At 70.9% G+C, this 10,977-nt stretch carries 6 protein-coding genes; 4 read left to right on the top strand and 2 right to left on the bottom strand.

The window, feature by feature from the left end; genetic code table 11:
* Positions 1–137 precede the first annotated feature (137 nt).
* Complete coding sequence (locus PHA29_RS06635) at positions 138–737, bottom strand: recombinase family protein (protein WP_270575301.1); 600 nt, start codon at positions 735–737, stop codon at positions 138–140.
* Positions 738–1,093: 356 nt separating this feature from the next.
* On the opposite strand from PHA29_RS06635, the gene PHA29_RS06640 reads away from it, so the two are divergent.
* Positions 1,094–2,890: an ABC transporter ATP-binding protein gene (locus tag PHA29_RS06640; RefSeq protein WP_270848773.1), complete on the top strand. Its 1,797-nt coding sequence runs from the start codon at positions 1,094–1,096 to the stop codon at positions 2,888–2,890.
* A gap of 31 nt (positions 2,891–2,921) precedes the next feature.
* Here PHA29_RS06640 and PHA29_RS06645 read toward each other — a convergent pair whose 3' ends face one another.
* Complete coding sequence (locus tag PHA29_RS06645) at positions 2,922–5,573, bottom strand: excinuclease ABC subunit UvrA (RefSeq protein WP_270848774.1); 2,652 nt, start codon at positions 5,571–5,573, stop codon at positions 2,922–2,924.
* Between the two features lie 201 nt (positions 5,574–5,774).
* On the opposite strand from PHA29_RS06645, the gene PHA29_RS06650 reads away from it, so the two are divergent.
* The 3 genes from PHA29_RS06650 (at position 5,775) to PHA29_RS06660 (ending at position 10,751) form a co-directional block, all read left to right on the top strand.
* The gene (locus tag PHA29_RS06650; protein WP_270848776.1) at positions 5,775–6,758 is read left to right on the top strand and encodes a LacI family DNA-binding transcriptional regulator; all 984 of its coding nucleotides are present in this window, start codon (positions 5,775–5,777) and stop codon (positions 6,756–6,758) included.
* Positions 6,759–7,119: 361 nt separating this feature from the next.
* On the top strand, positions 7,120–9,090 hold the full coding sequence (locus PHA29_RS06655; RefSeq protein WP_270848778.1) for a PTS beta-glucoside transporter subunit IIBCA: 1,971 nt from the start codon (positions 7,120–7,122) through the stop codon (positions 9,088–9,090).
* Positions 9,091–9,323: 233 nt separating this feature from the next.
* Positions 9,324–10,751 (top strand): glycoside hydrolase family 32 protein, encoded by a 1,428-nt coding sequence (locus PHA29_RS06660; protein WP_270848780.1) that lies wholly within the window; start codon positions 9,324–9,326, stop codon positions 10,749–10,751.
* Positions 10,752–10,977 lie beyond the last annotated feature (226 nt).

Here is a 10,977-nt window from a genome sequence, read left to right on the forward strand (position 1 = left end):
CCGCGGGACCGGGCATTTCCCCGGTTTTCGGACTTGAATGCGCAGGGTGTCACATATGATTCGGCTCCACATGTCCGACCCCCTGTCCGATCGCGGCGGCTGCGGTGCGGCCGATCCCCGCACCGCCTCCGACGGGCCTACATCCCGCGGTCCTCGCGCAGCCACTTCTCGAACGTCGAGCGCGACACGCCCAGCTCCTGCGCGGCGCGCACGTGCGTGAGCTCCCCTCGGGACACGCGCTGCCGGATGCCGCGGTACGCCTCCGGACGCGCGATCGGCGGCCGGCCGAAGCGCATCCCGCGCGCCCGCGCGGCGGCGATGCCCTCCGCCTGGCGCTGGCGGATGTTCTCGCGCTCGACCTGCGCGACATACGAGAGCAGCTGCAGCACGATGTCCGCGATCAACGTGCCGGTGAGGTCGCGGTCCGACGCCCGCGTATCGAGCAGCGGCATATCCAGCACGACGATATCGACGCCGCGCACCCGCGTCAGATCCTGCCATTGCTCGAGGATCTCCTTGTAGTTGCGCCCCAACCGGTCGATGCTCGTCACCACGAGCACGTCGCCTTCCGCCATGAGGCGCAGCAGGCGCTGGTACGTCGGCCTGCTGAAGCTCGCCCCGGAGTAATAGTCCACATAGATGTCGCGCTCCTCGAGAGGGAACGCGAGCAGGGCGTCGAGCTGCCTGCTCACGTTCTGCTCCTTGGTCGATACCCGCGCGTACCCGTACGTCGTCATGCCGACCCTCCAATCCCGTGCGAGACCGCGCCGGTCGCGGCCCCCGTTCATGGTGATGTGCCCGCCACATGGGGCGAAGGGGGTCGGAATTCGCGGTCGAGCCGCGCTCGGTGCGACATCGAGCGAGGTTGAGAAGGGCGCCGGATCAGCGATGTATAAAGAGCTCTCGAAATTGCATAAGAAATGCCAACAAAACAGCCACAACGGTCAGAACGGGGGCAGCAGCCCGCGCTCAAGCGGCGACACGGTCCCCTCGACGTGCTACCCTCTCTTGGCGGAAATCCCAGCAGGCCCCGAACGGCCTGAACCCCCAGCAGGCCCCGAACGGGCCTGAAACCCCGTGGAAAGGACCGAGTATGCCGCTCGCCCCGCTCCAGCGCTCAACCGTCCGCCGCACGCTCGCGCGCTTCTGGGATGTCACCCGGATGCGACCCGGCATCGCCGCGCTCGCCGTCGTCACCTCCGCCGGCTATATCGCGCTGCTCACCTACGCCAACACCTACGTGATGGGCCTGATCGTCGACCGGGTGCAGGCCTCCCCGGTGCCGAGCGACCGGGTCGCGGAGGTGTTCGGCCCCTACGTCCTCGCGCTCCTGCTCGTCAACGCGTTCGGCCAGGCGTTCTCCAAGCTGCAGGACTACGCGGTGTACAAGCTGCAGATCAACGGGAACTACCACCTCTCGCGCCTGTGCTTCGACACGCTCTCCAACCAGTCCATGACCTTCCACACGAGCCGTTTCGGCGGCAGCCTCGTGAGCCAGACCACGCGCTTCACGAGCGGCTACTCGGCGCTCGTCGACGTGGTGGTCTACTCGCTCATCCCCACGGTGGCCTCGGTCGTCTGCACGTTCGCGACGCTCGCCCCGGTGGTGCCGGGCTACATGGCCATCCTCACGGTGCTGCTCGTCGCCTACGTGGCGATCGCCACCCACCTCTACCACAAGATCCTGCCGCTCGCGCAGAAGGGCGCCGCCGCGCAGAACCGCCTCTCGGGCGTGCTCTCGGACGCGGTGACCAACATCCTCGCCGTCAAGACCTGCGGGCGCGAGGACTACGAGAAGGGCCTGTTCGAGGACGCCGCCCAGCAGGCGCGCGAGGCGGACTCGCGCAGCATGCACGCCACCATGCGGCGCGGGTTCACCACGAGCACCATCATCACGGTCATCATGCTCGTGGTCTCCATCTTCGTGGCGGGCGGCAACGCCTGGTTCGGCATCTCCGCGGGCACGCTCGTGATGATGTTCACCTACACCTACCAGCTGTCCATGCGCTTCAACTACATCAACTCCATGATGCAGCGCATCAACCGCGCCCTGGGCGACGCCTCCGAGATGACGCGCATCCTGGACGAGCCGCGCCTTGTGGAGGACGCCCCCGACGCGCAGCCGCTCGAGGTCGACCGCGGCAGGATCGATTTCGAGCACCTGAGCTTCGCGTACCGCGACGCCGCCCGGGGGGAGAAGGTGTTCAGCGACCTCACGCTGCACATCCCCGCAGGCCAGCGCGTCGGCCTGGTGGGCCGTTCGGGCTCGGGTAAGACCACCCTCACCAAGCTGCTGCTGCGCCTCGACGACGTCCAGAGCGGCCACGTCTACGTGGACGGGCAGGACATCAGCCTCTGCAGCCAGCAGAGCCTGCGGCGCAACATCGCCTACGTGCCCCAGGAGGCGCTGCTCTTCCACCGGTCCATCCGCGAGAACATCGCCTACGGCAGGCCGGGCGCGAGCGACGACGAGATCTGGCGCGCCGCGCGGCTCGCCAACGCCGCCGAGTTCATCGAGAGGCTGCCCGAGGGGCTCGACACGATGGTCGGCGAGCGCGGCGTCAAGCTCTCCGGCGGGCAGCGCCAACGCGTGGCGATCGCCCGGGCGATCCTGACCGACGCGCCGATCCTCGTGCTCGACGAGGCGACGAGCGCGCTCGACAGCGAGTCCGAGGCGCTCGTGCAGGACGCCCTCGAGAACCTCATGGCCGGGCGCACCTCGATCGTCGTCGCGCACCGGCTCTCCACGGTGGCCGCCCTCGACCGCATCGTGGTGCTCGCGGACGGGCGCATCGTGGAGGACGGCGCGCACGCCGAGCTCGCCCATGCCGGCGGGGAGTACGAGCGCCTGTGGGACCGCCAGACCGGCGCCTTCTTGGAGAGCGACTAGGCCGGCGGGCAGTGGCCCGGGCCGCCCGGCCCTACCGCAGCTCCTCGGCGAGATAGCGCCCGGTCACGCTCTCGGTGCAGGCGGCGACCTGCTCGGGCGTGCCCGTGCACACGATCCGCCCGCCCGCGTCCCCGCCGCCGGGCCCCATGTCGATCACGTAGTCGGCGTTCGCGATCATATCCAGGTCGTGCTCGATCACCACGACGGTCGCCCCGTTGTCGATCAGCCTCTGCAGGACCCCCAGCAGGACCTCGACATCGAGCGGATGCAGCCCGATTGTGGGCTCGTCGAACACGAACAGGGCGTCGGCCTGGCTGCGCGTCAGCTCGCTCGCGAGCTTCAGGCGCTGCGCCTCGCCGCCGGACAGCGCGGGCGTCGCCTCACCGAGCGTGAGGTACCCAAGCCCCAGGTCGCGCAGGACGCGGAGCTTCGAGAGGGCGCTTCTGAGCCCCGAGCCGTCGAGCTCCGCGAGGGCCTGGTCGACCGTGAGCGCGAGCAGGTCGGGCAGGCTGGGGCCGGTGCCGTCCGAGTCCCCGTCGCCCGCGGCCCCCGCGGTCGCGCCGCGGGCGGCATCCCCCGCCCCGGCCCCGCTGCCCGCGGCCGCACCGTCCGCCGCCCTCCCCGCAGCCGCCCCTCCGGCACGGTGCGCGGCGAGGTGGATCCCGTACGCCTCGCGGCCGTAGCGCGCGCCGCCGCAGTCGGGGCACGGGATGTCGACGTCGGGGAGGAACTGCACGTCGAGCGAGATCTGCCCCGTCCCGTCGCAGGTCCGGCAGCGCAGCGACCCGGTGTTGTAGGAGAACGCCCCGGCCTTGAGCCCGCGCTCCCGGGCCGCGGGCACCTTGGCGAAGGCGCGGCGCAGGTCGTCGAGCACGCCGGAGTAGGTCCCCACCGTCGAGCGCACGTTCGCCCCGATGGGCGTGGCGTCGATCAGGTTCGCCCGCGCGATGCCCGCCGCGTCGACGGAGCGCACGTGGGCGGGCAGCGGCTCCCCCGCAGCCGCCGCAGCGAGCGCCGGCACCAGGCTTTCGAGCACGAGCGTCGTCTTCCCCGAACCCGACACGCCCGTCACCGCGGTGAGGCGGCCGCGCGGGATGCGGACCGACAGGGGCTTGACCGTGTGCACGGCATCGGTCGCGAGCTCGATCGCCCCGGCGCGGAACATCTCGTCGGAACCCGCCCGGAGACGCGTCCGCACCCGGCGCGCACCCGCCAGGAACGGCCCGATCCGCGACGCGGGCGCGGCCTCGACCTGGGCGACCGTGCCCTGGGCGACGATGCGCCCGCCGTCGGCGCCCGACCCGGGGCCGATCTCGATCAGGTGGTCGGCATGGCGCAGCACCCGGACGTCGTGGTCCACGAGCACCACGGAGTTGCCGTCGGCGAGCAGGTCGTCCACCACGCCGAGCAGCCCCTCGACGTTCGAGGGGTGCAGGCCGATGGAGGGCTCGTCGAGCACGTAGAGCACGCCGCAGGTCCGGTTGCGCACGGCGCGGGCGAGCTGCACGCGCTGCCGCTCCCCGGTCGACAGGGTCGAGCTCGCGCGGTCGAGGGAGAGGTACCCCAGCCCGAGCTGGCGCAGGCGGCAGATGGGCTCGTCCAGCTCCGCGCAGATCAGCCGGGCCATGGGCCGCATGGACTCCGGCATGAGGGCGGGGACCGTCGGCGCCCACTCCGCCAGCTCGTCGAGCGTCATCGCCGTGGCGTCGCCGAGGTCCATCCCGTCGATCACCGGCCCGCGGGCGCGCTCGGACAGGCGCGTCCCGTGGCATTCGGGGCAGACCTCCTCGCGCAGGAACCGCGCCACGCGCGCCAGACCCTTCTCGTCCTTGACCTTGGACAGCGCGTTCTCAACCGTGTACACCGCGTTGTAGTAGGTGAAGTCGAGCTCGGCGAAGTTGTCGCCCTTCTTGGCCCGGTACAGGATGTGCTTCTTGACGGCGGGGCCGTGGAAGACGATGTCGCGCTCCTCGGGCGTGAGCTCGCGAAACGGCACGTCGGTGCGGACGCCCATGGCCGCGCACACCTGCTTCATCAGGTCCCACATGAGGGTGCCCCACGGCAGGACCGCGCCGTCGTCGATGGAGACGGACTCGTCGGGCACGAGCGTCGACTCGTCCACCGTGCGCACGATCCCCGTGCCCCCGCATGCGGTGCACGCGCCGCCGCTGTTGAACGCCAGGTCCTCCGCGCCGGGGCCGTAGAACTCGGTACCGCAGTTCGGGCAGGTCGTCGGCACCATGCGCGCCACGTCCATGCTCGGGGCGACGCGATGCCCGCACGAGGGGCACCGATGGCTCCCCAGGCGCGAGAACATGAGGCGCAGGACGTTCAGCAGCTCGGTGGAGGTGCCGAAGGTCGAGTGGACGTCCGGCACGCCGGGGCGCTGGCGCAGCGCGAGGGCGGCGGGCACGTGCAGCACCTCGTCGACCGTCGCCCGCGCGGACTGGGAGATCCGCCGGCGCGTGTAGGTCGACAGCGCATCGAGGTAGCGGCGCGACCCCTCCGCGTAGAGCGTGCCGAGCGCGAGCGAGCTCTTGCCCGAGCCCGATACGCCCGCGATGCCCACGAGCTCGCCGAGCGGGATGTCGACGTCGATGTTCCTCAGGTTGTGCACGCGCGCGCCGCGCACGCGGATCGCCGCCGGCTGCCCGTGCCGCCCCGATGCCCCGTTCGCTCCCATATGCCCTCCCGCTCGTCCGTCCTCAAGGCCGCGTCCACCCCATTGTTGCCCAACAGCCGGCCCGTCGCGGCGAGAAACGCCGGCGGATCGACCGGCCCCGCACCGCGGCGACCGGATGCCGCCCGGCCGCCGCGGGGCGGGAGCCGGCCGATCCGCCGGCGCGCTGCGATACAATCCCAACAGGCAACGAGAGGGGTGGCCATGGACATCAACCAGATCGCGAAGATGGCCGGCGTGTCGCGCGCCACGGTGTCGCGCTATCTGAACGACGGGTACGTCTCCCAGGAGAAGCGCGCCGCCATCAAGCGGGTCATCGACAAGACCGGCTACGTCCCCTCCCGCCAGGCGAAGACCCTGCGCACCGGCAAGACCGATGTCGTGGGCGTCATCATCCCCAAGATCAACTCGGCCTCGGTCTCGCGCATGGTCGCGGGCATCACGCCGGTGCTGAACGACACCGGATACCAGGTCCTCCTCGCCAACACCGACAACGACGCCCGCCGCGAGGTCGATTTCATGCGGCTGTTCGCCGAGCGCCGGCAGGTCGACGGCGTCATCCTGATCGCCACGGTCTTCACACCGGAGCACCTCGACGCCATCAAGGGACTCAACGTGCCCGTCGTCATCCTCGACCAGAACCTCCCGGGATACTCGAGCGTGCACCAGGACGACTACGACGCCCTGCGCGACATCACCGCCCTCGTGCTCAAGGAGGCGCGCCGCCCGGCCTATATCGGCGTGTTCGAGGAGGACGTCTCCGCGGGCGAGATGCGCCACCGCGGCTTCACGGACGCCTGCGCGCGGGCGGGGGTCGAGGTGCCCGACGAGGCCCAGGTCACCGCGGAGTTCACGGTCGATTCGGGTTACACCTGCACCGAGCAGGTCATGCAGGCGCGCCCCGAGACCGACGCGATCGTGTGCGCGACCGACTCGATCGCCTACGGGGCCCTCACCTACCTGCGCGAGCACGGGCGGCGCGTGCCCGAGGACGTCCAGGTCACCGGCGTCGGGGACGGCGAGCTCTCGCAGATCGTCACGCCGCGGCTCACCACCGTCCACCACCATTACAAGACCTCGGGGGCCGAGGCGGCGAAGATGCTCGTCGGGCTCATGACGGGCGACGACGCCATCCCCCGCGAGATCAAGATGGGCTACGAGCTGGTCGTGCGCGCGTCCACCCGCTGACCGGGCCGCAAGGGCGACGGCCCCGGCCTCGCGCGGGGCGGCGGGGCGGAGCGGCCGGACCCCTGTCCGCCGGCGATACGGCGGCGCTCGTTTTCCGTGGCCGCTCCGGACCCCGAGGCGTGCGGGCGAGGCGGCCTCGCGCGGGACGGCCTCCGCGACCGGGACGGCGCTCCCCGCGCCGCCATCGGGATCCCCCGCCATCCACCGATGCTTTCATACCGCTCACAGCTGGAACCGATTCCACATGCACAAATCAACGGAGTCTGATGTATTTCTACGGTATGAGAACGATTACATATGAGATTAATTCCATATGTAACGGCACATCAGCTCATCGGGTACGCGAGCAACGGAGGATCCTATGGCACTAGATCATCGCAAAGCCGCCCAGGACATCCTGGACGCGATCGGGGGCGCGGACAACGTCGTGTCCGCCGCGCATTGCGCGACGCGCCTGCGCCTCGTCATCGCCGACGACTCCAAGGTCGACCAGGCGGCCGTCGACGCCGCCGAAGGGGCCAAGGGCAACTTCAAGGCGTCCGGCCAGCTGCAGGTCATCTACGGGACCGGCACGGTCAACAAGGTGTACGACGAGTTCATCGCCCTCGGGCACATCACCGCCGCCAGCAAGGCCGAGGCCAAGGAGGCCGCCGCGCAGCAGCAGAAGAACCCGTTCATGCGCGCCATCAAGCTGCTCGGCGACGTCTTCGTGCCCATCATCCCCGCCATCGTGGCGTCCGGCCTGCTGCTGGGCATCATGAGCGCCCTGTCGTTCATGGATTCCAACGGCTTCATCACCCTGTCCACCGATAACGCCTGGTACCAGATCCTGAACCTGGTCTCCAACACCGCGTTCACCTTCCTGCAGATCCTCATCGGCTTCTCCGCGGCCAAGGCGTTCGGCGCCAACCCCTACCTCGGCGCGGTCATCGGCATGCTGCTCATCAACCCCGGCCTGCAGAACGCCAACACCGTGGCGACCGAGGGCGTGCGGCAGACCTACGCCGTGATCCCCGGCCTCTACAGCATCGAGTGGACCGGCTACCAGGGCCACGTCATCCCCATCGTCATCGCCGCCGGCATCCTCGCCTTCATCGAGAAGCGCCTGCACAAGGTCGTGCCCGAGGCGTTCGACCTCTTCGTGACGCCGCTCGTGTCCGTCGCCGCCACCGCCTACATCACCATGCTGGCCGTGGGCCCCGTCTTCGTGTGGGCGGAGAACGCCATCCTGGGCGCCATCCAGGCCCTGCTCACCCTGCCGCTCGGCCTGGGCAGCCTCATCATGGGCGCTCTGTACGCCCCCACCGTCGTCACCGGCATCCACCAGATGTACACCACCATCGACCTCGGCCAGATCGCCCAGTACGGCGTGACCTACTGGCTGCCGCTCGCCAGCGCCGCCAACATCGGCCAGGCGGGCGCCGCGCTCGCCGTCGCCATCAAGACCCGCGACGTCAAGATCCGCTCGCTGGCCCTCCCCTCCTCGCTGTCCGCGTTCATGGGCATCACCGAGCCCGCCATCTTCGGCGTGAACCTGCGCTTCTTCAAGCCCTTCGTGGCCGGCTGCATCGGCGGCGGCCTGGGCGCCATGTTCGCCTCCATCGTGGGCCTCGCCGCCTCCGGCACGGGCGTCACCGGCATCTTCGGCATCCTGCTGTGCCTCAACCAGCCCGTGCAGTACATCATCATGTTCGCCATCGCGGGCCTCGTGAGCTTCGGCATCTCGTTCATGCTCTACCGCGATCCGGAGGACGCGTCGGCGGCCTCCCAGCCCGCGCCCGCGGTCGAGGCGCCCTCCGCCCCGACCTCCCGTGAACCCGAGCCCACCGCGTCCGACGCCGCCGCCTCGGCCGCCGCTGCCGCCGCCCCGGCCGCCGCTGCCGCGAGCACCCTCGTCTCCCCCCTCTCCGGCACCGCCATCGCCATGACCGAGGTCTCCGACCCCGTCTTCGCGAGCGAGTGCATGGGGCGCGGCATCGCGATCGTCCCGGACGAGGGCACGCTGTACGCGCCCGCCGACGGGACGGTCATCGTCCTGGCGGACACCGGCCACGCCGTCGGCATGAAGACCGATGCGGGGACCGAGGTCCTCATGCACATCGGCATCGACACCGTCGTGCTCGAGGGCAAGCCGTTCACGGCCCGAGTCAAGCTGGGCGACCATGTGGCCGCCGGGCAGCCGCTCATGGACATCGACCTCGAGTACATCCGCGCGCAGGGGCTCGACACCGTCACCCCGGTGATCGTCACGAACACCGCGGACTACGCCTCGGTCGAAGCGCTGGCGGACGGCCCCGTGAAGCCCGGCGACCCCGTGGTCTCCGTGGCGTAGCCGCAGACGGCTCCGTCCGGGTGGATCCCGCGCGCCCGCGCCCGGCCCGTACGGAACCGCACGCGACACGGCCCCGCGCCCGGCAGGCGACCCCTTCCGCCGGACGCGGGGCGCACACCCGCACGTGCCCGCACGGCACCGGTCGCGTCACCCGCCCCGGCACCTGACCCAGATACCCGCACGGGCCCGCCCCGCGCCCAGCCCGAACACCCGATCAGATTCAGGAGGAACCGATGGATTGCAGCCGCTGGAAGATGGGATTCCATCTCATGCCCCCCACGGGCTGGCTCAACGACCCCAACGGCCTGTGCCAGCTGAGGGGCATCTACCACGTGTTCCATCAGTACAGCCCCGCATGGCCCGCGCCGGACGCACCCCGCGGCTGGGGGCATTTCACCAGCCGGGACCTCGTGACCTGGGAGCACCACGGCATGGTCGTCCGACCGGACACCGCCGACGAGGCCTCCGGCTCCTACTCCGGCTGCGCCGTGGTGATGCCCGGCGCCGCGGCCGACGGCGGGGACGCCCTGCGCCTCTACTACACCGGCAACGTCAAGGAGCCCGGTGACTTCGACTACATCCGCACCGGCAGGCGCGCCGCGCAGATCCTCATCGAGAGCGACGACGGCATGGCGCTCGGGCCCAAGCGCGTCATCCTGCGCAACGCCGATTACCCCGCGGACTGCACCTGCCATGTGCGCGACCCCAAGGTCTGGCGTGACGGGGACGGCTGGTGGATGATCCTTGGCGCGCGCGACGTCGAGGACCGCGGCCTCATCCTGCTCATGCGCTCCGAGGACGGCGTCTTATGGACGTCGGCGGGCGAGGTCCGCTCGCCCGAGCCCTTCGGCTACATGTGGGAATGCCCCGACCGCATCGTCCTCGACGGCCGGGTCCACCTCTCCTTCTGCCCGCAGGGCATGGAGGGGCTCCCCTGGTCCAACGGCATGCGCGACCAGTCCGGATACGTCCCGATGCCCGACGGCACCGACCTCAGCGCCCCCGGGGCGTCCGTCGACGTCCGCGCCTTCCGCCGGTGGGACGCCGGGTTCGACTTCTACGCCCCGCAGTCCTTCACCGACGAAACCGGCCGCACCCTGCTCATCGGGTGGATGGGCGTGCCCGAGCCGCCGTTCGACAGCGCGCCCGACGGCCTGACCTGGTGCCATTGCCTCACCGTCCCGCGCGTGCTCACGCGCCTCGCCGACGGGACGATCGCCCAGCTCCCCGCTCCCGAGCTCGAACGCCTGCGCGAGGCCGAGGAGCCGCTCGCCGTCCCGGGCACCATGGTGCTCCCCGGGCGCAGGGCCGACATCGAGCTCGCTGGGATCGAGGGGCCGCTGCGCCTCACCCTCGACGGCGGGCTCCAGATCGCCTTCGACGGGCGCGAGCTCTCCTGCACCTTCATCGGCGACGCCTGCCGGCCCGACGGCATCGGGGCGGGCCGCACCCGCAGGTCGGTCCCGCTCGAATCCCTGGGCAGCCTGCGCGTCCTCGTCGACGGCTCCGCGGTGGAGGTCTTCGCCGAGGGAGGGCGCACGGTCATGTCGACGCGCTGGTTCCCCGTGGCCGATGCGCTGAGCGTGTCCCTCGACGGCTGCTGCGCGTCGGCGCGCGCGTGGAGCATGGGGGACGGCATGCCGGACCCCGCCGAAGCGTAGGCTTCGCGCCGTCTTGGGGCGGCGGCATGAGACGGGGCGGGCTCCCGTGCGGAACATCCCCGACGGGATGCGCCGCGGGAGCCCGCCCCGCTTCCGTCCGCCCGCGCGCCCGCACTCGTCGGGCGTCCGGCCCGTGCCCCGCCCGCGCCCGCGCCCTTCGGGGGGCGCATGCGCGCGGGCGGCCGATGGGGGCTAGTTGTTGTGTGCCAATAGGTTGTTTACGCCG

Source organism: Candidatus Collinsella stercoripullorum (genome assembly GCF_027669965.1).
Classification (GTDB): domain Bacteria; phylum Actinomycetota; class Coriobacteriia; order Coriobacteriales; family Coriobacteriaceae; genus Collinsella; species Collinsella stercoripullorum.

What these genes read in the sequence shown, in the direction of transcription:
- PHA29_RS06635 (WP_270575301.1), bottom strand. Translation starts at nt 737, where the DNA reads ATGACGACGTACGGGTACGCGCGGGTATCGACCAAGGAGCAGAACGTG.
- PHA29_RS06640 (WP_270848773.1), top strand. Translation starts at nt 1,094, where the DNA reads ATGCCGCTCGCCCCGCTCCAGCGCTCAACCGTCCGCCGCACGCTCGCG.
- PHA29_RS06645 (WP_270848774.1), bottom strand. Translation starts at nt 5,573, where the DNA reads ATGGGAGCGAACGGGGCATCGGGGCGGCACGGGCAGCCGGCGGCGATC.
- PHA29_RS06650 (WP_270848776.1), top strand. Translation starts at nt 5,775, where the DNA reads ATGGACATCAACCAGATCGCGAAGATGGCCGGCGTGTCGCGCGCCACG.
- PHA29_RS06655 (WP_270848778.1), top strand. Translation starts at nt 7,120, where the DNA reads ATGGCACTAGATCATCGCAAAGCCGCCCAGGACATCCTGGACGCGATC.
- PHA29_RS06660 (WP_270848780.1), top strand. Translation starts at nt 9,324, where the DNA reads ATGGATTGCAGCCGCTGGAAGATGGGATTCCATCTCATGCCCCCCACG.